The following is a 21487-nucleotide window of genomic DNA, read 5'->3' on the forward strand; positions in this document are numbered from 1 at the left end:
GGATGTGGACGGGGCGCAGGGCACGCTGTATGTCCAGGGGGCTTTAACGGAAAGCGCATGCCGACTGGAGATGAGCAGTGCCCGGCAAGACATTGATTTGCATGAAATTGGCACCGGTCGATTGCGGGCTTTTGGGGCTGCCGGTGATCCGGTCAGTTTTGAGTTACGTTTGGCTGATTGCCTTGACTCAGGGGTCGGTTTACAGGATGTGCGGACCGGAGAACGGGTGCATTCAATAGGGCAACCGGCGGTGCGGGTCAGTTTTCGCAGTGTGCGGGATGCGGACTCTCCGCAGTGGGTCAAAGCGCATGGGGTCTCCGGTGTGGGATTACGCCTACTGGATGAGTACGGACACGATGTGCGTTTGGGTGACCGAGGGCAACCATTGCAGCTGAGTCAGGGGGAAAACACGTTGCGTTACACCGTCACCCCTATGCGTACCGCGGCGCCCTTGAATGCCGGGGCTTACCACGCCGTGGTGGACTTTCACCTGAGTTATGAATAGGAGGGTGAGCATGAGTATTCTGCATGAACCTAGTCTACCGCTGTCCCGAAAATCCCCGTTTCGGTTCGCGCTATTTATGGGGCTGTTGAGTCTCGTGGCGCCGTCGGCTTTTGCCGAAGGCGAGATGAATTTTAAAGGCACATTAATTGCGCCGCCGCCGTGCAAGGTGGATGACAGTCAAAGCATCGAGGTGAATTTTGGTGACCGGTTAGGGGTCAATAAAATTGATGGCGTGGCTTACGCTAAGCCACTTGAATACCGCTTGGAATGTGACGATACCAGCCCGCACGGGTGGACGCTTACCTTATCGTTGAACGGAGATATTAGCCCTTTTGATGGGGATGTGTTTCACACCACAAGCTTGGGCACAGACAAGGCCAATGAGAATAACTTAGGGGTGCGCATTTACCAAGCGAATGGGACGGTGTTTAAGCCCAATAGTCAACTTGATATCACGGACGCCCAAAACCCGCCGCAACTGATGGCGGTCCCGGTGAAACGGCCTGGCTCCACATTGGTGGAAGGGGGCTTTGAAACGTTAGTCACCTTGCAAGCCCACTATCAATAGGCGAGGACGATAATGATACGGAATCAAATTAATGGATACCTGTTGAGCGCCCTGTTGTTGGGCAGTCTCAGTGGTGCGGAAGCGGCGCCGAATGTGCGGTTGTTCGGCACGTTAGTGACGGAGCCGTGCACGGTGGTGACAGAAGACATCCAGGTCGATTTTGGGACGATTGTAGATAAGTATTTATACCAAAATGCACGAACCTTGGGTCAGCGGTTTGCGATTGAACTGGCGGATTGTGACTTATCGCTGGGGAACACGGTGAACGTGATGTTTATCGGGACTGAAAGTTTGGCCTTACCGGGATTGTTGACGGTAGGCGATCAAAATCGTGGGGTAGCGATAGGGATAGAGACATTGAGTGCGCAGGCGGTGAAGTTTAACGAAGCGACGGATGCGTTGGCGTTGTCCTCACCGAATTCGCAATTGGAATTTAAGGCGTATGTGCAGGGTGAGCCGGAGGCGATAGCCACTCAGACGATAGTGCGTGGGGCATTCAGTGAAACGGCCACCTTTACGTTGGAGTATCCATAATGAAGCAACAAATAGTGGGGAGCGAACAGCTAAAAAAGAAGGGGGAGAGTGTGCATAATATACTGGCATGGAGAAGGATTTATAAATCAATATTGTTGAGTGGAGTTTTGATTATGACGCCCTGGTGGAGTTATGGTAGCCTCTCACAAGTGACGGTAAAGGTAACTGTAGTTTCTTCGCCCTGTTCAATTAATAATAATCAACCATTATTAGTAGAGTTTGGGGATGTGTTGATCACACGAGTGGACGGGGTCAATTACCGAAAACCTATTCCTTATACTTTAAATTGCCCAGCAGATAAATTAAATAACAATATGTTAAAACTACAAATTCAAGGAACAGGAATTACTGTATTAGGACCAACATTGGTATTAGAAGTACCTAATGTACCGAATTTTGGGATACAACTACAGCGAGATAATACTCCATTGGCACCAAATACGTGGGTGAATTTCACCTACAACTCTCCGGCTGATGCCCCAAAATTATATGCAGTACCAGTGATGAAACCTAATACTACATTAAATGTGGGGGCATTTAGGGCCTCATCTACAATGAGAGTAGAATATCAATAATCACCTCTAACTATGAGGTAAAGAGGATGAAGGAATAGTGTGATGATAAAGCAAATTTCATTAGGGGTATTTTTATTGCTGCCAATTGTAATACCGAAAAGTTATGCAACTATTGTATTAACGAGTATAGAAGCTAGAGGGGGGAAAGGACTTAATTCGGCTTTCCGTGATTATAAAATTACTTGGATAAGGGTACCTGGCCCGCTTGATAATGAAGTTATCCCTAGTCAGGTACGATATTTTGGTGCTTATGAATTTCATGACTTTGAAAGTTATTTTTGTGATAACGGCGTTAATGGTTATTATTCCGGAGTTGCTGCTACTAAATGTATTAGTACATATCCTACCGATACTTGGAAACAGGTCGAAGAAAAGTGGATAACTATAAATGGCAATACTGGACCAGGAATTGTAGGGCATCAGAGTGCAAGTACTGGACCCGTTTCAGAATGTGTGGTTGTAGCTGGTGCGAACAGTGCAAGGGCTGTTATTCATAACCGGTTATATAATAATGGTGAATTAGTCTGTACTTATGCTCCTCCTACACCTGATCCTCAATGTTATATTGATAGTGATGTTACTTTTGATTTTGGTGCTGTTGCTATAGGTAATAGTATAGATAAAAAATTAACTAAGAGTGTTTCCTTAATTTGCAATTATGCTGCAAATGTTAGGTTAAATGATGCAAGAGGAAAAGAAGGCATTATTACTTTCCCTTGGGGAGAGGCTCATACTACAGTTAACGAACGTAAATTACCAGTAGATATAACTGCTTCTGCCGGTAATACAACAATTACATTTGAAGCTAGCATTACTGGAATTCCAAATATCGAAGGGGAATTTTCAGAATTTTACCCCTTAATTGTTGGATATAATTAAGGCTATTCTATTATAAATAAATGAATAGCTACCAATTCAGTAGACACTAACTAATCTTTCTGTATATCGTTTTTCATACTCTACAGGCGACTGTTGATTATCGGAACCGTGCCTTCGTTTAACGTTGTAGAAGAAACTGCTCTAATTCTTGTGTAAGTACTCCTTTGGGATTATCTTATTGATTAAACTAAAGAAGGAGCTTAACTTAAATGGACAAAAGTATTATCAAAGCTCTCGCGTTAGAGTTGGCTAAAAATATTAAAAATGAGAAGGATCTCAGCGAATTTTCATTTCTGCTTTCTCTGCTTAAAAAGTTCACTATCGAAACCGCATTGAATGCTGAGCTTTCTGAACATCTTGGATATGACAAAAATCAGCCAACTGTGGCGGATAATTCTAGGAATGGTTTTAGTCAAAAGGCGCTAAAAACGGAGAAGGTACCCTATTAATTGAAATTCATCGAGACCACCAATCTTCTTTTGAGCCACTGTTTATCAAAAAGCACTAAACAACGTATGACTCATATGGATGAGCAAATATTTTCTTTATATGCAAAAGGTATGACTAACCGAGAGATTGTCTTTTTTTTCAAAGAGATGTATGATGCAGATGTTTCCGCATCGTTAATTAGTAAGGTGACTGACGCAGTTATTGAACAAGTCATTGAGTGGCAAAATAGACCTTTAGATCACTCTATTCTATTGTTTATTCAGATTGTATTGCTGCTAAAGTTCGTCAACATTCAACCGTAATCATAACCACCCGTATAACGGGTGGTTTGCTCTTGATGGTTAGGGATCTCAATCAATGAAGTAACGTACGAATCGAGGGTTTTGAGTGCTATACTTTTATTAAATTCTGATTATTTATTCATTGATTAGCCATAAGAACAGTCATTCGTTTAAATTATGACCTAAAAGCCTAATTATAGGCACACTGATCATAGGCTGCAGTTTGTAACCATCGTTTTTGAGCCATTTTATCTCGTCTGTCTGATAATTAAGTGACGGCATGAATACCTTTTTCCGCACTCATAAATCGCAGTCGGTTTCCACATAAAATGCATTGATACAGATCTGTGTTTAAAAATCCTTTAATCAGTGCCGCAAACCCCGGTTTTTCTGGAACATTAGGATGGTTCGTATCCAACGCGTCATAGACTTTGGGTAATAAGCGCCCACGCTTGCGATTGGCTAAAAAACCGTAATAGCGGATCATCTTAAAATGTCGCGCTGGAATATGGCTGACATAACGCCGTATCATTTTGTCGGTAATCCCCCCGTTTTTAACCGAGGTTATAAGTAGAATCAGGCCATTCGTTGTAGATGTTGCATTGGGGTTCTGTCGCATTAAGGCGTCTTCCGGTAACATGCTGTTTTTTTTTGTGATGTTGCCTGACCATGTCGCTGATACGAAACGCCTTCAAACGCCTACATTATCCCGTTGATGTTATTACCCAGTGTGTTCGCTGGTATCTGGCTTATGCCCTGAGCCTGCGCAATCTCGAAGAGATGATGGCCGAGCGCGGCATTCTTGTTGACCATTCCACACTTCACCGCTGGATTATCCGCCTGGTGCCGTTGCTGTATAAGGCGTTTCGTCGGCATAAGCGCACTGTTGGACGTCGGTGGCGAATGGACGAAACGTACATAAAAATCAAAGGTCAGTGGAAATATTTGTACCGCGCGGTGGATACAACAGGCCAAACCATCGACTTCCTGCTGACCGCCAAACGGGATGCTGCCGCTGCATTGCGCTTCTTTCGCAAGGCCATTCGTCATCACGGCGAACCCGAGGTGGTTACTATTGATAAAAGCGGTGCCAACGCGTCCGCCCTGACGACACTCAATACCAACAAACCAGAAGAAGAAAGGATGCTCATCAGGCAGAGCAAATACCTGAACAACCTGGTTGAGCAAGATCACCGGAATATCAAACGGCGAATACGACCGATGCTGAGATTTAAATCATTCCGCCGGGCGCAGACGATACTGGCAGGTATTGAGTTAGTGCATATGATACGTAAAGGGCAACTTCAGCATCTCGCCGGAGCGGATTTATCACCGGCAGAACAATTCCATTGGTTGGCTGCTTGAAAAACAGGCAGCGCAACTTTTTCTGACTTACCTCCGCTAATGCGACAGAACCGAATTAAGTTGACGACCGTAAGGCTAGGTGAGGTTTACCGGACGCTTACGATTAATGACTTTTTAGTCAGAAAAATCTTGATGTTCGACATCCATAGATTGATGAATAACACGCGCTATCAGTATTTTATTTTCTTGTTCAAGATAATAAATCGTATGTTTTTTAAAGGTAAAACTGCGAATCCCCGCTTTTATCCAACTGCATTCACACCCAATTTGAGGCGTATTTGACAACAGTGTAAGCGTTTCGGTTAACTCTCGCTGATACTTTTCTGCTTGGTGTATCCCAAAATGGGTTATGGTATAAATTGCGATTTGATAAATATCGTCTTCCGCGAGTGAGGATAAGCTATACATTGATATCCTTTTTCGCTTTTTCAAAAATTGCGTCAATGCTATTTTTACTTACGGGTGAATCCAGACCTTCGCAAACCATACGACGAACATTATTAACGCGTTGCTCTCTTGATTCCATCATGCGAAGAGCATCACGGATAACCTCAGAAGCATTACCATAACGACCAGATTGAAGCAATTCATTCACAAAGTTGGTGAAATGATCGCCTAATGTAAAACTACTCACTCTAGACATAATATTTTTCCTTTGTATTACTCAGTAATATAATTCTAGCAATGAGGTATGAATTATGCAAAAGATAATATTAATATCAATTTTGTTATTTGCGTGTACTAAATGGTTCGGTTCCGTACAGTGGTAATTAATAATGTCCGAAACTAAGCTTAATTTATTTCGTACACATGCTATAATTCGTACATCTATTTCGGATGGATAATTACGTAATGTCACGAGTTTTTGCTTATTGTCGCGTATCGACGCTTGAACAAAATACCGAAAATCAAAAAAAAGAAATTGAGGGGGCTGGATTCAAGGTTGAATCACATCGAATGATTGAAGAGCATATCAGTGGTTCTGTCGCGGCAAGTGACAGACCTGGATTTTCGCGGTTACTGGATAGAATGGAAAACAGTGATGTACTGATTGTGACTAAGTTAGATCGCCTTGGTCGCAATGCGATTGATATTCGGAAAACTGTCGAAAAACTCTCAGAACTCAATATTCGGGTTCATTGTTTGGCGCTTGGGGGTGTGGATTTAACTAGTCCAGCAGGAAAAATGACGATGCAGGTGATTTCAGCCGTTGCTGAATTTGAGCGAGATCTGTTAATTGAGCGAACTCATGCGGGTATCGCGAGAGCAAAAAGTGCGGGTAAACGCTTTGGTCGCCCTCCTACTCTCAACGATGAGCAAAAGCAGATTGTGATTGAACGCCTAAAAGATGGAGTTAGTATTAGCGCTATTGCACGAGGATTTAATACCACACGTCAGACGATACTCAGAGTGAAAGCAAAAATAGGTTCATAGTACAAAATATACTTTAGGGGAATTATGGCTATTTCAGCAGAACGTCTGTTAGACCTATTAGGTCGGGGCTGCTATATCGCAACATTTTATCGATTATCTGCAAAGGTGACCTCTCAATCTTTAGTGCGGGTTCCTGAAGGATACCTCTTGATGTCAAAAACAGGAGAAGAAGAATCTATTTTAACCCCTCTGGAATTCCACGCCGTTAAACACAGCCTTATCGAGCTAGATACATGGCAAAATGTAGTGGGACCTATATTGTACGGTGGAAGTAGTTGGTTTTTAAAGGAAAGTTAACTCTAAAAGAGGCGTGGTTTGCTTGTAAATAAGGGATAACCCTTGCAAAGAGACTGTATCGATTCTCAATGTAATGGTTCAGCATCTGGTATTGGTATTTGATTAAAGTTTTTTAGATAAATTTGTATGTACATGTCACCTTGAAATTATTTTAGTAAGAAGAACGATTATAAGTTATTTCATCAGTATAAAATCGATAATGTTGGCGTATATCGTTGGGATATACCTTAAAGCTATAAGTAAATGAGCATAAAATGAAACACTAGTATTGACTATCCCCATTATGGGGATATACTAATGATAACAGCAAATCTAGGTACAAGTATGAAAGCATTGTTTGTGGAATTACCCGCCTTTGAGCGACATAGGGCAAGTTATCTAACGGACGATGAGTTTCGAAGCTTTCAGCTTATGTTATTAAACGATCCATTATGTGGTGATGTTATTCAACACACAGGCGGTTTACGGAAAGTTCGATTTTCTGACTCTAAAAGAAATAAAGGAAAACGGGGTGGTATTCGAATAATTTATTACTGGTATTTGGAAAAATCGCAATTTTTGTTATTCACAATTTATGGCAAAAATAGGCACTGTTGCAAATAGAATCGTGAAGCTGAGCTTTTCCGCTCAAAGTGGATTAAAGTCCGAATACTCTATTCACGAGGCGCACTTCTCCTAACGGTTGGCCATAGTAAAAATGTTCAGCTTGACCTTTGCGAAGCGCACGCATCACCTCAATTCCTTTAATGGTCGCATGTGCTGTTTTAAGTGATTTAAACCCTAAGGTGGGATTTATCACGCGCTTCAATTTTCCATGATCGCATTCAATGACATTATTGTGAAATTTGATTTGTCGATGTTCTACATGTGTAGGGCATTTTCCTTCTTCTTTGAGAAGGTTAAGCGCTCGGCCATAAGGTGCGGCTTTATCTGTATTGATAACCTTGGGGATTTGCCATTTTTTAACGCGATTGAATATTTTTCTTAAAAATCGATAAGCCGCCTTGGTATTACGACGAGGCGAGAGATAAAATTCAATGGTGTGCCCTCGACTATCGACAGCTCGGTAAAGGTACGTCCATTTCCCATTCACTTTGATATAAGTTTCGTCTAAATGCCAATTGTTGAGGTCGGAGGGATTACACCAATACCAACGTAACCGCTTTTCTATTTCTGGTGCATAACGTTGAACCCAGCGATAGATTGTCGTGTGATCTACATTTACACCGCGCTCAGCCAACATTTCCTGAAGTTCTCGGTAACTGATACCGTATTTGCAGTACCAACGCACAGCCCAAAGAATGATAATACCAGTGAAATGACGACCTTTAAATGCATTCACCAAACGGACCTCAGTAATGAAATAGTTAATTTAGCATACCGGCTACTTAAACTTTGCAACAGTGCCAAAAATATTCAAAGCAGCAAAGCATCCCAAGAGTTTCATTTCGTTGGGTAAGGCGGATCACCTTCTGACTCATGCTCAGGATGCTGAATACGTTGCCGATATCATTATATCGTGGAGCGAATGTTACCTATAAACAGAGTAAATGCGTTCAAACTCGTAGCGCAGAGGGCGATTTTCTGCAGAGATCGGACGCTGTTTATGCTGGACTGATTTTGCGATAAAGGCTTAGGCCGATGCATACAGGCGGGGCTGAATAAGGGTGAGGCCCTTGGGCGAGCATCCTTCATGCACCGGCTGAATGAAATCAGGGATCTGGGGGTGGGAGGATCAGCGTTACCACGCCACCGGCGCTGACACTACATACGGCGGCGATAACACTCTGGAATACGGTTTATATAGAAAGAACCATTGAGCCGCTTAAGCAAAAAGGAGTCCCTGTTAATGAACTGCTGGTCTCTCATCCTTCTCCACTGCTGTACAAAATATAGTCTTAGCGTGGGATAATTTCCGTTTTCCAAGCGGACCCCTAGTAGGCAAATGGATTATAAAAAGTAACCCCATGCTCATATGTGTAAAAACACATCAACACATAAGTGGTTATGTGACCATCCACACACAAACACACATATACACATACACACATACACACAAAAGTGTTTATGTGTATAATTAGTTTTGCCATGCGCTATATTATTATAATAAGCACTAACACTAGGGTTATAACGCCACATTGTGGCGTTTTTTTTAATATGATAGGTGTGGGGAGTTCGATGTGCGCGATTGTATTCACTTTTTTATTCTAAAACGAAAGGTGTAATCCAGTATATATGCGATGATAGGAATAATAAAAACGAAGTGTAAAATATAAGATGTAAAGAAAAAATCAGAAATCATTACTGAATTATATTTGTAATTAATAGTTTGATATCCATTAAAATACCATACAATCATATTGATTAAATAAGGTATTAAAAAATATAAGATAAAACGGTTTTTTTTATTAAAACTAATCTTTTTAATAAAAAATGGCATAATCAAAGCAAGAGCAATCAGATAAGAAAAAAATGAAAGTGCGAGTAATTTTTGTATTTCAATAACTATTTTAGAATCTACAGAGTGGGGATAAAGTTTAAAAAAATATTCATGAACTGTTTCTAAGTAAAAACAAACAATACTTATAAATAGTGATATTAATGTGATAAGAAAATTCGATTTAATAAGCACCTGATATGACCCCCCCACGTTTTGGGTAGTGTAGGTCAATTAATTTCTCTCTGAGATTCCAAGGATCTTCGCGGAAGAAGATCTTTTTATCCAGAGAGTTAAATATACCACCACTTTCTTTAAGTATATAGAACACAGTTTCTGAACACATAGCCCATCCTGCTCCTCCATGTTCATAAATTAGCTCTTTAATTTTTTCAGCTTGAGCTCTAGGCACTACAAATTCAATTATCTGAACGTCTGGACCATCCCACAATTGAAAAGAAAGGTAATCATCCCAATTAAATTCAGGATATTCGAAAAATTCACCTGAACTACGTGGAGCCCGTAATTCTTCAATATTATTATAGCACTCTCTGGAAGGGCACTCAGAGTAACCTCCTGATGGGTCATATAAAAAAGCATCTTCACCTTCTCCAACCACCATGCCTGTGTGCCCAATTCCCCAATTGTAATTAACAACAATAAAGATTTTAACAGGGTCATCTATTAACGAATCATTGTAAATATTTGGAGAACTTACTATGGGAACATCGAATCTATTAAAGTACACATCATTGATTTTCATTGTCATACCTACATGACTGATTCGTTTCTGATGCTATAACCTGAAGTGTTTGCAGTATTATGTGTGCAAGTAATACTTTCGTATATAAGTGACACTTTTTCAAATGGTTGCATTTCATTTTCAGTTAACGAGTTCGGTGACTCATTTGTAACACGGATGATGGACGCTTTAGTGAGTCGAATTTTTTTGTAAGGGATCATTACCCCACTTTTATCGACACGATAATATTCAAAAAGGCAGTCTAAAATCTCATTATTTGAAATTGCTGTTACCAAAAGGGGGGAGGATTTGTCATCAGCTTTTATCATGATAAATGGCGCGTGAGATATATTTTGCTTTCGTGCTAGATCATAGGTTGTTGAGTAGACAAGTATCTGATCTTTATGACCATCCTGATACTTATTACCTATTGAATCATAGCTAGAACAACCCGCTGAAATAAGCCCTTGCTTGTTTCCCTTTAGCGTTAAGTAAATCATTTCTGACATAGATATTCCATTTCATATGTTAAATTTACCTTAATTAATGCATTATTTCCTAAAATTTGCAATAAGGGGGTCGGTTGTGTTGAGCTAAAAGCTGCTACGTTCTGTACCTAACTAAATTGTTGTGGGGCTATCAATCTGGCATATGCCAGAAACTCATAGATAGGTAATAACGCCGCTATACGGCGTTATTTGGTTACGAATCGGTAAGAAATCGATGTAAAAGAAGAAATACAGTGACTGTGTTAAAGATACGCTACCGCTGGAGATTTTGGGGTGTCACGAACTAAATAGGCTTATTTACCAATGGTTCAATTCTTAAATTGGCTCGTTCAAGCCAATTTAAGCTGTCAATACAGTCCTTCTCATTAATAAGGATAGATAATACTTGATTATATACATCATTATTTAGCATGAATTTCATACTGTTCAGATAACCATATAAAGGGTCCCTAACTATTACATCGTCTACTGTGACTGACTGATTACATGCTCGATACCTGATATCTATAATGTCCTGTGCAACACTTATACACACCGAACAGTTGGCTTTGTATTTCTCTAAGTCAGAATATCGTTGCCCTTCAATTCCTTCCAATGCGGAATAACCGCTACCCAATACTGGTATTGAGATCAGAGAAGTTATCAGAATGAAGGGCAGGGATATTGTAAGTTTCATTTTGTATTCTTAGTTGAGGTTAGTTTTCTGATCACATAGTAGCTGGAGTTCAGACCATACTTCAGCTTCTGATTCTTGTAATACCTCATCCAACTGAACCTGAGTTGTGGCTTCTAATATGGCTTGTTGCTTCTCACCATTTAACTTGCCAGACAGGATTTGTACACCTGACATGATCATAGAGTGATACAAAGTCTGACGCTCTTTTTCATCTGATGAAAATATACTATCAAGCATATCCAAAACACCGTTATAACGCCTTATTTCAGTTTCACTACATTGTGATATATTGATGAGGTGCTGGAGCTCTTGGAGCTTCTCACGCGCTTTAAACAACGCATAATTCAGCACAGTTTGATCTCTTTTCAATTCCGACATCGCATAATTATGATTTTGCACATTACAATTTGAAACCTGATCTAATTTAGCCATTTTGCGCTCCTGCATTAGAATTCTTGCTAATTGGTAATACTCTGAATACACCCGTGTGGTAATTCATAATTATCGAACAACCATTACTACCGGTACTATTATTGTTGGGTTGCAGCCTTCCCTCGATGTATACAAGCTGCCCTTTCTGACCGAAATTAGCCGCAATTTCAGCTATTTTTCCGTATGCACTGATATTGAACCAATCAGCAATCGAATTCCCTTTTGAGTCATGCCGGTTAATAGCAACAGAGAAGTAGGTCATAGCCTCGCCGTCCCGTTCTGAGTATTTCAGGTTATCTTTGGGAGTCGTACCTAATCGTGCTATTAGTTGCACTTTGTTAAGTAATTCCATTGTTATGCCTGAATATCTTCAGTAATAGATTCAGCCACGGTTGGTTCGTTTTCATCATCGTTAGATGCGCCGGACTCGTCATTTGCAAACTTCTGAAGTACATCATTTAGTAGGGTTATAATTGTAACCGGCATTTCGACAGTGACAGTTTCATCATTCTCTTGTAGATCAGCTACTTTGTCATGAATCGTTGTGCGAATTTCACTTAACTGTGAAAATACAGAATGTATTTCTTTTTTGGAAAAAGGTACTTTCTTCGTTGAAGGTACAAATTTTCTCGTAACTTTATTTTTACCGCTATCAGTTGCTTTATGTAATCCGGAAATGATCACATCATATGCCTCTTGATTAGTTTCTTCACACTCAAGCAGTATTTCGATAGCCAAATCAGATGTAATCAAGTTCTTTCTAACGAGATCAGTGATTCGGTAATCAGCTCTGAACAGCCGTAATAAACGGTTAATCGTAACAACACTGGTATTTGTATAGCGTGCTATTTCCTTTTTTTCCCATCCCATACTGAGTAAACGATGGAAACCATCGGCTTTTTCCAACGGGGCTAAAGGTTTACCTTCGGATGATGTCAGCATGTTAACGATTTCGAGTTGCTGACTGCCTGAAAACTCGGTGACGTATACACCTTTAATTGAGCAGCCTTCCTCCATAGCCATACGTAGAGCACAGTATCTGTGATGACCGTCAATAATCTGTAAACGAGGGAGATTATCAATTGTTGCTACTTTCACAACGATTGGTGGTACATAGACACCAGTTACATATGAATTTTTGATACGTCCGGCATGTTCAGTATCGATCTCGCGCAGGTTGAACCCTTCCTGTACGTACAGTAATTCTACGTTGATTCGATAAATATCACCACGCGTACACACCTTTTCTTCAAAGGCATCTGACATTTTGCGTAATGTGGAGATGTTGTGCGCTTCAGTACTTTTTTTCAGCGTAGGGTAGGGTAGGTCATTGAGAAGTACCTTGCTCATATCAGAATTTAGTTGACTGCCATTCGTAGAAATTGCTGCGTTAGTATTCATAGTCCTCGCCTTGTCTTTGTGTAACTAGGTATTATTTTTATTCGACGTAAGGCTATCACACAGGATTTTCTATTTTCCTTAGTTACATAGGTAAAACGGCATCATTTCAATTTATGTGCATTGTTATCAATTGGTTAAATAGAATTAGTTTAATGACGGGTATATAATACTCAATACAGATCAATCATATATGGCAACAATCATAAATTGATAATGAATGTTTCAATATCTGAATAATGATTAATTAAGTATATATAATTCCAAACGCAAGGAGTTATCAAATCAGTTTCTTCCTAACCTAATTTCTAAACCTTTACCACAGGCAGATCTGTAATTTTTGTAGTGTATGCAGGTGAAAGCATTTCTCGTTTCATACGCCAACTTGTGTCTATTCCCTTTCCTGCAAACCATACTTTTCTAATGCCACGATTACTTATCAGGTCCAATGCTTTCATCAATTGCTCACTTCCTTTGAAGGGCTTACTCTCAGAAAATAAGTTCAGTTGAACAACTGAAGTATCTGAAAAATCAGTGAGCATTATACCAGCCTTATGATACCGACCCCTGATTTCCAGATGGTCTTTAATGAACGCACTGCTGCATTGATTATGTCTCTTGTATCAGAACTTGGATATTCTAAACGTTCTGAATTGTGGTTGTGGTATTGAGGTCCCCTTCCGTAATGACTGGTCTGGATAAAAATAGAGACAATAGAACAGAGTTGTTTTTCAGTTCGAAGTTTCTCTGCTGCTCTTTCTGAATACTCACAAATAGCCTGATGCATATGTTCATAGAGCTCAATTTTTTTCCCAAATGAGCGTGAACAAATGATTTGTTCTTTAGTTTTTGCGATTTCTTCAAGCTCGATGTAAGATTCACCATTCAGCTCTCTCACCGTACGCTCGACAACCACACCAAATGTTTTACGGATCATGGTTGTTTCAGCGTTAGCCAAATCAAGAACTGTAAATATCCCCGTAGTATTAAGCCGGCTGCTTATTTTTCTACCCACTCCCCACACTTCATTAACCGGCAAAAGAGCCATAAGCCGTTTCTGACGTGAAGGAATACTCAAATCGACTACACCACCGGTTTTGGTCCATGCTTTAGCTGCAGGGTTTGCCAGTTTAACCAGTGTTTTAGTTTGAGCGAAACCGACACCGACCGGTACATGAGTAATCTGCAAAATTTTTTTTGTACCTGCTGACCGTAATTTTCTAGTCATGCCGGTCATATCAAGGAATTGTTCATCAATACTGGGAGCCGCTTGGAATTTGGAAATTATCCTACGTTAAGCGTTTTAAGCTTAACTGGTGATTTCGTTCCATGAGCAGAAACCTCTGAACGTAAGGGATGTACGGAACGTTCAGCCTGTCCGCTTTTGGTTTTGCTCACTTTCTGACATCAAGACAAAGTGGTGTACTTAATCGTTTGGTTAAATTTCAGACCCTATTACAGTTTCATCTTGTCCCTTGCATACTCATAACACAAAGGCGGAGGATAGGCAGACTATACGCCTCATAGAGGTCATACCTAATGGCAACACCACCGACAAACACACGTTAAATTTTAGTTCTACCATAATATGCCTCGTCCAGTCCTCCCTAAGAAACCCATTTTTGATCAGACAATTGCATAACTGAACAGCCTAATTCACCCGTACATAAAGCCCATTATCAGCTTGCGCAATGATGCTGCATTGCAGAGTTCGCCAAGGCGAGCGCAATATTTAGTAGCGCCATATTCATCCCTCTTAATTTGCAAGAAACCTTGTCAAGTTTAATCATAATTGAACTCTGTGATCCACGTTAAAACATTAAATTTGATGAATATAATTAAGTTAAATCTACAATTTAGTTAATTAAATTCCAAAAAAAAATTAAATATTAGTATTTAAAGATAAAAAATTTCTTACTGATATTGATAGTATAAAAATGAAATTAATTTCCAAAAAACAAGCAAGAAAATTTAATTTTAAATAAAAACCAGAGGTTAATATGACATATGATTTTGATGAAATTATTGATAGAAAAAACACTGATTCATTAAATTATGATGGATGGAGACAGTACATATTTAATGACAAAAAAAATTCCAAATATAATTTTAAAGATGAGGAATTCATCAGAATGTGGGTTGCAGACATGGAATTTTCAACTCCACCTGAAATATTAAATGCAATAAAAGAAAGGCTAGATAGAAAAATTTTAGGTTATACAAAGATTTATAGCGATGACTATAATGACATTTTTAAAGATTGGTGTAAAAGAAGATACGAATGGGATATTGATGTAAATGATATAGTAATATCACCAGGTATTATTCCTGCTTTAAATAGATTAGTTCCATTGGTGATCAGTAATGATGAAAGAATTTTAATTCACACTCCATCATATACTCCATTTAAAAATGCTGGGGACTATAACTCTAGAGAAGTAATTTATTCCGACCTTAAATATAAAAACGGAAAATATGAAATTGATTTTGCTGATTTTGAAAAAAAATTAAAGGATAAAGAATTAAATATTAAATTATTTATCTTATCAAACCCACAAAATCCTACAGGTCGAGTTTGGACAAAAAACGAACTAATGAAAATGGGAAATATATGTATTGAAAACGATATATGGATTATATCTGATGAAATTCATTGTGATTTACTAAGAAATAATGTGCAACATATTCCTTTAGCTAAACTTTTTCCTAACGAAGAAAAAATAATAACATGTATGGCTCCAAGCAAAACATTTAATTTAGCGGGTAATTTAATGTCTAATTTATTTATAAAAGACAAAAACCTGAAAGATGAATGGTTAAAATTATATGATGAATTTATATCACCACTTAGTTTAGTTGCAACTAAAGCTGCATATAAAAGCTGTGATAATTGGCTCGAAAAACTAAAAGAATATTTAGATGATAATTTTAAATTAACATTTGAATTCTTTAATGAATTTTTCCCAAAATCTAATTTTGAAATCCCAGAGTCAACTTATTTGGCGTGGATAGATATAAATAAATATTTACCGGCTGATTTCGATAAAAATAATTTATCGTTATTCTTTGCTAACAATTCTGGAATATTATTGGAGGGTGGAAATATGTTTGTAAGTAATGGTGATGGATTTATAAGATTAAATTTAGCCTGTCCTAGATCAATATTAATGGAAGGTTTAAATAAAATAAAACAATCATTATTATCACTAAATTAAAGTGAATTTTAATCATGAAAAATAATCATAATAATAAAATACCTTTTACCCTATATGATTTTGGTTGGGTTGTATTATGTATTGGAATGGCAATTGGTTCTGGAATTGTTCTTATGCCAGTTCAAATTGGATTAAAAGGAGTATGGGTATTTTTATTTTCAATAATACTTTCTTATCCAGCCATATACCTACTACAAAATCTTTACCTAAGAACCTTATCAGAAACAAAAGAATGCGATGATTATTCTGGAATTATAACTCAATATCTAGGAAAAAATTGGGGGATAACTTTAGGTGCTATCTATTTTTTTATGCTATTAACAGGAATACTTGGGTATTCACTTGCAATAACGTACGATGGTGCATCATATTTTAAAACATTTGGATTAACTAATGATACTCTTTCAGATACATTTTGGTTTCCTTTATTATTAATATCATCATTAGTATTTATAGCTTCTCAAGGCGAGAAGATTTTATTTAAAATATCGGGTCCAATGGTAGCTATAAAATTTGGAATTATTTTGGTTTTGGGGTTCTTTATGATACCTCATTGGAATTTTGAAAATATTAAGGCTATGCCAAATTTTTTATCATTTGTACGTGATGTATTTCTAACTTTACCTTTTACATTATATTCGATATTATTTGTTCAGATTTTAAACCCTATGAATATCGCTTACAGAAAAATAGAGGAAAATAGAGAAACAGCAACATATAGAGCAATAAGAACAAATAGAATAGCATATGCTGCATTAGCAATTGTAGTGCTATTTTATGCATTTTCATTCACATTTTCAATTAGTTATGAGCAAGCTACATCTGCATTTGAGCAAAATATTTCAGCTCTAGCAATCGCAGCACAAGTTATACCCGGATCAACCGTAAAAGTAATGGCAACAATGTTAAATGTTTTTTCACTTATTACAGCATTTTTAGGGATCTACTTAGGTATTCATGAATCTTTGAAAGGAATAGTTGTTAATATAATTTCACGTTTTATTTCTAGAGAAAAAATTAATAATAAAATATTAAATATCTCAATAGGTGTTTTTGTAGCCCTATCATTATCCATTTGGGTTTCAACTAAATTCCCTGTCTTATTAGTTTTTCAATTAGCTGGACCTCTGTACGGTATTGTATCATGTTTAATACCAGTTTATTTAGTTTACAAAGTCAAATCTTTACATAAATACAAAACATACTCATCAATTTACATTGCCTTTTTTGGAATATTACTGTGTATATCGCCATTTTTAAAATTCTTTGAATAAAATTTTTTTTAAGATTGATTAAGTTTTAATTTATACATATATTAAATGGAAAGTAGTGCCAACACCAAGGAACTTGATAGTATAATGCGGGGATGTAATTTCCTATCAAATACTAATTTTTATTAAAAAGATAAATACAATTAGATTGGTAATAATAAATCATATAAAACGATAAGGAGAATAGGCTTGCTGGGAAAATAAATTTCAGCAAGCCTTAATATTATAAACTAAACAATATATAACTATGTTATTGGTAAACCTTTAAATGATTTTATTTCTCTAATACCAAAACTAGTATTCATTTCTTTAATGTTACCTATTGCCCTGATTTTCTCCATTGATACGTGATGAAAATCGTCCATATCTCTAATAACTAATTGTAAAAGATAATCATATCTACCAGAGATATTATGACAAACAATAACATTATCAACTTTCAAAATTTCTCTTTCAAATTGCTTCATGGTTTCTTCAGAATGAAAGTCTAGAGTTATATTCATGAAGGCGTAAAAATTATACCCTAAACTTTTAGGTTCAATAACTGCTTGGTATTTTTTTATAACCTCTTGTTCAAGAAGTTTAAGTCTCTTCCAGCATGCAGGTGGCGATAAAAAAACACGCTTAGCAACCTCCGCATTATTTAAACGACCATCTGCTTGCAAGAGCTTAAGTATTTGCATATCAACTTTATCAAGCTTCATCATATTAGTAACCTATGGCATTAATCATAATTAGGTAATTTTAATAATTATATCTTGTTTTTAAATATTAAGGCCTGTAAACAAAATGGTTTAATTGGTACCTTTTAAATCGAAAAACAGCACGTATACTGTTAAGCAATCTCAGATGAAAAAACAATAAATTGTACCAACATCGATAGAGATTAGTTAGAGGCATTAATTAGTGAAGAACAATTCTTGTGCATTGTACTCTCTTTCTGTTTCAAGATTGGTTGTCAATATGGCATAAAATTGCTTTCATAAATCAGCGACGAACAGCCATAATTCCAGCATCAACGTCCCAGATAGCACCAGTCACCCAAGCGGCTTTATCTGACAACAGGAACATAATGGTGTTCGCTACATCTTCCGGAGTACCCACACGTCCGAGCGGATGGAAATCGTTCATGGCCTTCATTGCCTCTGCAATATCATCCTTGTCCATAAAACCTTCGTAAATAGGCGTATGTACAATTCCCGGTGATACAGCATTAACACGGATACCTGTGCTAGCTAGTTCTATAGCAAGATTACGAGTCAACGCGTGCAGACCCGCCTTCGCCATAGAGTAGGCTGAAGCAGGTGAGTCACCTAGAGCGGCTTGAGCACCAATTGAGCCCACATTAACAATAGCGCCTTCGTACTTTCCAGCCAGCATGTTTTTCACCACGTCTTGGGTAATAAAAAATGTAGCTCGATTAAGTGAAAGATACATGTCATAGTCCGTACCATCGTGTTCGATAAAACTCTTTGGAATGAAGATACCCGCAGAATTGACCATCAGATTAATATCACGATGATGAGTGTTAATTTCCTGTCGGATAAAGTTCATTCCATCTTCAGTCATTAGATTGGCCGCAATGACCGAAACGTTCCCGAACTGACTTAACTCTTCTTTAACTGCCTCCGCTTTGTCTTTTCTATTACCAGTCAGCACTACACTACCGCCGGCTTTCAGTACCATACGGGCGGTTTCAAGCCCCATTCCGCTTGTGCCGCCAACGACTAAAAGTTTTTTACCTTTGAAAAAATCGCTCATTTCTCACTCCATTTTTGCAGGTTATATTCAGCCAATACTTATACTGTCGATAAAGGGTATTTAAATGCTACAGCCATCAATGCCGCATGTTTGGCCGTTCGTACTGAGTAGAGCTTCCTGCTTTTCATCCCAGACCTGCAGCAAAGCGCTGAGAAAATTCTCTGCAGACTGAGCACCGCTAATAGCATACTTCTCATTCAACAGAAAAAGCGGTACGCCACTGACCCCCAATGAACGAGCATAAGTTTCATCGTCATGCACAGAGGCTCGTAGGCTCTCGTTATTTAAAGCGCTGCGTGCATCAGATGCATTCATACCAACTTCTTCAGCCAGCTTAATCAACTCTGAAGAGTCAAAAATAGAGCGTCCTTCTGTGGTTCCGGCCAGGTATAAACGTTCAGCCATCATATCGCCCATGCCTTCCTGATGTGCAGCAGCCAACAGGGTCAGCGCATTTTCAGTATCACCAAATAGCATGGTGTCAAAATTATACTGAAGACCTTCCAATTTACCGGCCGTTTCCACTTGGTTCATCATTAATTCAGCATCGTGCTGCCCCCCAAATTTTTTATACAGAGCCTCCCGAAAGGGCAATGGAGGACGATCGCCTGAAATACGAAAACCATGATGGCGTATCACGACACTATCTCGGTGTTCAAATGCGGCAAGCCCTTTTTCAAAGCGTTTTTTGGCTATCCAGCACCATGGGCAGACTAAGTCTGACCAAATATCGATAGTGATAATAGGTTTAAGAATTTCCATTTTTATTCCTAATAAATATTAAAATTAGTTCTTCCGGATGCCGTTACATTGGGATACCGCCGCATAAGACTCCGGAAGTAATGTCTTATTCAGCGGCCCAAAAAGGATAATCGGTATACCCTTTTTCAGGATTGCCGCTAACACCGTAGTAGGTAGAGCGATCGCTTTCTGCCAGTGGCCAGCCATTCCGCATTCTTTCAACCAGGTCCGGATTAGCAATGTACGGAACACCAAAGGCCACCATATCCACTTCATTGTTTTTTAGCGCCATTTCGGCAATATCACGGTTGAACCCACCCGCGGCGATTAACGTACCGGTGAAAGCCTTCCTGAAAGCTGCTTTGAATCCTTCAGGTGTCAGTGCTTTGGTATACTCTGGTTGATAGTAAAGATGCACATACGCCAATTCGCGTTGACCCAGCGCCGCTGCCATTTCATTCCAAGTTTCGTCTTCCCCCTCATAAGGGGCAAGATCGTAGATACGGCCATACGGAGAAAGCCGGACGGCAACTTTGCTGTTACCTATAGCGGATGAAACTGCATCGATAGTTTCCAGCAGAAAGCGTTGACGATTTTTAACAGAACCACCATAACCATCCGTACGTGTATTTAGTTCACTACTGAGGAACTGGTCAAAAATAAACCCGTTAGCGGCCATGATCTCAACGCCGTCAAAACCAGCATCCATTGCTAATCGAGCTGAGCTGACAAAATCCTGAGTAACACGACTAATTTCGTCTGTTTCCAAAGCGCGCGGGGCACTGGGTATGACAGGACCCGGTTCACCTGAATCTGTCAGCGCAAACACCGTCGTGTTGATTGCCTGCACAGTGCCTGAAGAAACAGGTACCATTTGATTTGGTAACAAAGAAACGTGAGACATTCGACCAACATGCCACAGTTGGGCAAAAATACGACCTCCCTTCTCATGCACAGCATCCGTCACTTTACGCCAGCCATCGACATGAGCATTTGTGTAAATTCCTGGCGTGTAGAGATAACCGCGAGCTTCTTCTGAAACTGGCAATCCTTCCGTTATAAGAAGTCCTGCAGACGCACGCTGCGCGTAATAAAGTGCAACAACATCATCCGCGACATCATTCATTGTGCGAGTACGGGTCATGGGGGCCATCACCACACGGTTTTTTAACTCAAGACCAGACAGGTTGTAAGGCGTGAATAACTTACTCATCGAATACCTCATAATTTGTTTATTTTATATAACACGGGCTAGGATGCAGTTGTGTACTGAACAATAGTTAACTAATGACACCAATCCACTTCATCCTCTGGAAAGTCGATAAAGCATATCACACCTATCTACTAGTTGATAGATTGACGTGAATTATTTATACTGCTACTTAAATCCAGTTACAACTGCAGAAAAACATAAATA

The 21487-nt window shown here is 38.9% G+C and carries 24 protein-coding genes and 3 pseudogenes; 12 read left to right on the forward strand and 15 right to left on the reverse strand.

Annotated elements, in window-relative coordinates:
* From AAZR93_RS20050 to AAZR93_RS20075, 6 genes and pseudogenes are all read left to right on the forward strand, one after another.
* On the forward strand, positions 1-505 hold a 505-nt coding region (locus AAZR93_RS20050), incomplete at its 5' end, for a fimbrial protein (RefSeq protein WP_434720866.1).
* Positions 506-515: 10 nt separating this feature from the next.
* Positions 516-1073, forward strand: coding sequence for a fimbrial protein (locus tag AAZR93_RS20055; protein WP_434720867.1), 558 nt, complete (start codon positions 516-518; stop codon positions 1071-1073).
* Positions 1074-1085: 12 nt separating this feature from the next.
* Positions 1086-1607: a fimbrial protein gene (locus AAZR93_RS20060; RefSeq protein WP_434720868.1), complete on the forward strand. Its 522-nt coding sequence runs from the start codon at positions 1086-1088 to the stop codon at positions 1605-1607.
* Entirely contained in the window at positions 1607-2182 is a 576-nt protein-coding gene (locus tag AAZR93_RS20065; RefSeq protein WP_434720869.1) for a fimbrial protein, read from the forward strand. Before AAZR93_RS20060 ends, AAZR93_RS20065 begins: the two co-directional genes overlap by 1 nt.
* Positions 2183-2224: 42 nt before the next feature.
* A complete protein-coding gene (locus AAZR93_RS20070; RefSeq protein ID WP_434720870.1) occupies positions 2225-3061 on the forward strand; it encodes a hypothetical protein in 837 nt (278 codons plus the stop codon).
* A 209-nt stretch (positions 3062-3270) separates the two neighbouring features.
* Positions 3271-3815, forward strand: a pseudogene (locus AAZR93_RS20075) (transposase); the annotation flags it as partial.
* Between the two features lie 167 nt (positions 3816-3982).
* On the opposite strand, the pseudogene AAZR93_RS20080 reads toward AAZR93_RS20075, so the two are convergent.
* Positions 3983-4330, reverse strand: a pseudogene (locus tag AAZR93_RS20080) (transposase); the annotation flags it as partial.
* Positions 4331-4461: 131 nt separating this feature from the next.
* On the opposite strand from AAZR93_RS20080, the gene AAZR93_RS20085 reads away from it, so the two are divergent.
* A complete protein-coding gene (locus AAZR93_RS20085) occupies positions 4462-5157 on the forward strand; it encodes an IS6 family transposase (RefSeq protein ID WP_434720871.1) in 696 nt (231 codons plus the stop codon).
* 114 nt (positions 5158-5271) lie between these two features.
* Here AAZR93_RS20085 and AAZR93_RS20090 read toward each other — a convergent pair whose 3' ends face one another.
* Positions 5272-5565 carry a type II toxin-antitoxin system RelE/ParE family toxin gene (locus AAZR93_RS20090; protein ID WP_434720872.1) on the reverse strand — a complete coding sequence of 98 codons (294 nt, stop codon included), beginning with the start codon at positions 5563-5565 and terminating at the stop codon, positions 5272-5274.
* Entirely contained in the window at positions 5558-5800 is a 243-nt protein-coding gene (locus tag AAZR93_RS20095) for a type II toxin-antitoxin system ParD family antitoxin (RefSeq protein WP_434720873.1), read from the reverse strand. The genes AAZR93_RS20090 and AAZR93_RS20095 overlap by 8 nt, the downstream gene beginning before the upstream one ends.
* Before the next feature lie 209 nt (positions 5801-6009).
* On the opposite strand from AAZR93_RS20095, the gene AAZR93_RS20100 reads away from it, so the two are divergent.
* Together AAZR93_RS20100 and AAZR93_RS20105 are read left to right on the forward strand one after the other, a co-directional pair.
* Positions 6010-6591, forward strand: coding sequence for a recombinase family protein (locus AAZR93_RS20100; protein WP_434720874.1), 582 nt, complete (start codon positions 6010-6012; stop codon positions 6589-6591).
* Positions 6592-6615: 24 nt separating this feature from the next.
* A complete protein-coding gene (locus AAZR93_RS20105) occupies positions 6616-6888 on the forward strand; it encodes a cytoplasmic protein (protein ID WP_434720875.1) in 273 nt (90 codons plus the stop codon).
* Between the two features lie 637 nt (positions 6889-7525).
* Here the strand turns inward: AAZR93_RS20105 and AAZR93_RS20110 are convergent.
* Complete coding sequence (locus AAZR93_RS20110; protein WP_434720876.1) at positions 7526-8230, reverse strand: IS6 family transposase; 705 nt, start codon at positions 8228-8230, stop codon at positions 7526-7528.
* 225 nt (positions 8231-8455) lie between these two features.
* On the opposite strand from AAZR93_RS20110, the pseudogene AAZR93_RS20115 reads away from it, so the two are divergent.
* Positions 8456-8769, forward strand: a pseudogene (locus AAZR93_RS20115) (Tn3 family transposase); the annotation flags it as partial.
* A 740-nt stretch (positions 8770-9509) separates the two neighbouring features.
* Here the strand turns inward: AAZR93_RS20115 and AAZR93_RS20120 are convergent.
* From AAZR93_RS20120 to AAZR93_RS20150, 7 genes are all read right to left on the reverse strand, one after another.
* Entirely contained in the window at positions 9510-10088 is a 579-nt protein-coding gene (locus AAZR93_RS20120) for a hypothetical protein (RefSeq protein ID WP_434720877.1), read from the reverse strand.
* 8 nt (positions 10089-10096) lie between these two features.
* On the reverse strand, positions 10097-10576 hold the full coding sequence (locus AAZR93_RS20125) for an Hcp family type VI secretion system effector (protein WP_198623885.1): 480 nt from the start codon (positions 10574-10576) through the stop codon (positions 10097-10099).
* Positions 10577-11261: 685 nt separating this feature from the next.
* Complete coding sequence (locus tag AAZR93_RS20130) at positions 11262-11684, reverse strand: hypothetical protein (protein ID WP_198623886.1); 423 nt, start codon at positions 11682-11684, stop codon at positions 11262-11264.
* Positions 11677-12036: a single-stranded DNA-binding protein gene (locus AAZR93_RS20135; protein ID WP_198623887.1), complete on the reverse strand. Its 360-nt coding sequence runs from the start codon at positions 12034-12036 to the stop codon at positions 11677-11679. The genes AAZR93_RS20130 and AAZR93_RS20135 overlap by 8 nt, the downstream gene beginning before the upstream one ends.
* A gap of 2 nt (positions 12037-12038) precedes the next feature.
* On the reverse strand, positions 12039-13034 hold the full coding sequence (locus tag AAZR93_RS20140; RefSeq protein WP_294350662.1) for a ParB/RepB/Spo0J family partition protein: 996 nt from the start codon (positions 13032-13034) through the stop codon (positions 12039-12041).
* Between the two features lie 356 nt (positions 13035-13390).
* On the reverse strand, positions 13391-13624 hold the full coding sequence (locus AAZR93_RS20145; protein WP_434720878.1) for a DUF4113 domain-containing protein: 234 nt from the start codon (positions 13622-13624) through the stop codon (positions 13391-13393).
* On the reverse strand, positions 13624-14271 hold the full coding sequence (locus tag AAZR93_RS20150; RefSeq protein WP_434720879.1) for a DinB/UmuC family translesion DNA polymerase: 648 nt from the start codon (positions 14269-14271) through the stop codon (positions 13624-13626). Before AAZR93_RS20150 ends, AAZR93_RS20145 begins: the two co-directional genes overlap by 1 nt.
* 811 nt (positions 14272-15082) lie before the next feature.
* Between AAZR93_RS20150 and AAZR93_RS20155 the strand changes: the two genes are divergently transcribed.
* Positions 15083-16297 carry a MalY/PatB family protein gene (locus AAZR93_RS20155; protein ID WP_198623890.1) on the forward strand — a complete coding sequence of 405 codons (1215 nt, stop codon included), beginning with the start codon at positions 15083-15085 and terminating at the stop codon, positions 16295-16297.
* A gap of 14 nt (positions 16298-16311) precedes the next feature.
* Positions 16312-17571, forward strand: coding sequence for an aromatic amino acid transport family protein (locus AAZR93_RS20160; protein WP_198623891.1), 1260 nt, complete (start codon positions 16312-16314; stop codon positions 17569-17571).
* A 242-nt stretch (positions 17572-17813) separates the two neighbouring features.
* On the opposite strand, the gene AAZR93_RS20165 is transcribed toward AAZR93_RS20160, so the two are convergent.
* The 4 genes from AAZR93_RS20165 to AAZR93_RS20180 all read right to left on the reverse strand — a co-directional run bounded on the left by AAZR93_RS20165 (position 17814) and on the right by AAZR93_RS20180 (position 21283).
* Entirely contained in the window at positions 17814-18275 is a 462-nt protein-coding gene (locus AAZR93_RS20165; protein WP_198623892.1) for an Lrp/AsnC family transcriptional regulator, read from the reverse strand.
* 280 nt (positions 18276-18555) lie between these two features.
* Positions 18556-19329 (reverse strand): SDR family NAD(P)-dependent oxidoreductase, encoded by a 774-nt coding sequence (locus AAZR93_RS20170; protein WP_198623893.1) that lies wholly within the window; start codon positions 19327-19329, stop codon positions 18556-18558.
* A 60-nt stretch (positions 19330-19389) separates the two neighbouring features.
* Positions 19390-20091: a DsbA family oxidoreductase gene (locus AAZR93_RS20175; protein ID WP_198623894.1), complete on the reverse strand. Its 702-nt coding sequence runs from the start codon at positions 20089-20091 to the stop codon at positions 19390-19392.
* A gap of 85 nt (positions 20092-20176) precedes the next feature.
* The gene (locus tag AAZR93_RS20180; RefSeq protein ID WP_198623895.1) at positions 20177-21283 is read right to left on the reverse strand and encodes an alkene reductase; all 1107 of its coding nucleotides are present in this window, start codon (positions 21281-21283) and stop codon (positions 20177-20179) included.
* Between the last annotated feature and the right edge of the window lie 204 nt (positions 21284-21487).

The sequence above is a fragment of the Providencia sp. Je.9.19 genome (assembly GCF_051129765.1).
Lineage (GTDB): Bacteria > Pseudomonadota > Gammaproteobacteria > Enterobacterales > Enterobacteriaceae > Providencia.

Coding starts and splice junctions, on each gene's coding strand:
- AAZR93_RS20145 (WP_434720878.1), bottom strand. CDS start 13,624: ATGCTCACTGATTTTTCAGATACTTCAGTTGTTCAACTGAACTTATTT.
- AAZR93_RS20055 (WP_434720867.1), top strand. CDS start 516: ATGAGTATTCTGCATGAACCTAGTCTACCGCTGTCCCGAAAATCCCCG.
- AAZR93_RS20180 (WP_198623895.1), bottom strand. CDS start 21,283: ATGAGTAAGTTATTCACGCCTTACAACCTGTCTGGTCTTGAGTTAAAA.
- AAZR93_RS20165 (WP_198623892.1), bottom strand. CDS start 18,275: ATGATGAAGCTTGATAAAGTTGATATGCAAATACTTAAGCTCTTGCAA.
- AAZR93_RS20135 (WP_198623887.1), bottom strand. CDS start 12,036: ATGGAATTACTTAACAAAGTGCAACTAATAGCACGATTAGGTACGACT.
- AAZR93_RS20090 (WP_434720872.1), bottom strand. CDS start 5,565: ATGTATAGCTTATCCTCACTCGCGGAAGACGATATTTATCAAATCGCA.
- AAZR93_RS20065 (WP_434720869.1), top strand. CDS start 1,607: ATGAAGCAACAAATAGTGGGGAGCGAACAGCTAAAAAAGAAGGGGGAG.
- AAZR93_RS20060 (WP_434720868.1), top strand. CDS start 1,086: ATGATACGGAATCAAATTAATGGATACCTGTTGAGCGCCCTGTTGTTG.
- AAZR93_RS20130 (WP_198623886.1), bottom strand. CDS start 11,684: ATGGCTAAATTAGATCAGGTTTCAAATTGTAATGTGCAAAATCATAAT.
- AAZR93_RS20125 (WP_198623885.1), bottom strand. CDS start 10,576: ATGTCAGAAATGATTTACTTAACGCTAAAGGGAAACAAGCAAGGGCTT.
- AAZR93_RS20105 (WP_434720875.1), top strand. CDS start 6,616: ATGGCTATTTCAGCAGAACGTCTGTTAGACCTATTAGGTCGGGGCTGC.
- AAZR93_RS20120 (WP_434720877.1), bottom strand. CDS start 10,088: ATGAAAATCAATGATGTGTACTTTAATAGATTCGATGTTCCCATAGTA.
- AAZR93_RS20175 (WP_198623894.1), bottom strand. CDS start 20,091: ATGGAAATTCTTAAACCTATTATCACTATCGATATTTGGTCAGACTTA.
- AAZR93_RS20170 (WP_198623893.1), bottom strand. CDS start 19,329: ATGAGCGATTTTTTCAAAGGTAAAAAACTTTTAGTCGTTGGCGGCACA.
- AAZR93_RS20140 (WP_294350662.1), bottom strand. CDS start 13,034: ATGAGCAAGGTACTTCTCAATGACCTACCCTACCCTACGCTGAAAAAA.
- AAZR93_RS20100 (WP_434720874.1), top strand. CDS start 6,010: ATGTCACGAGTTTTTGCTTATTGTCGCGTATCGACGCTTGAACAAAAT.
- AAZR93_RS20160 (WP_198623891.1), top strand. CDS start 16,312: ATGAAAAATAATCATAATAATAAAATACCTTTTACCCTATATGATTTT.
- AAZR93_RS20085 (WP_434720871.1), top strand. CDS start 4,462: ATGTCGCTGATACGAAACGCCTTCAAACGCCTACATTATCCCGTTGAT.
- AAZR93_RS20070 (WP_434720870.1), top strand. CDS start 2,225: ATGATAAAGCAAATTTCATTAGGGGTATTTTTATTGCTGCCAATTGTA.
- AAZR93_RS20095 (WP_434720873.1), bottom strand. CDS start 5,800: ATGTCTAGAGTGAGTAGTTTTACATTAGGCGATCATTTCACCAACTTT.
- AAZR93_RS20155 (WP_198623890.1), top strand. CDS start 15,083: ATGACATATGATTTTGATGAAATTATTGATAGAAAAAACACTGATTCA.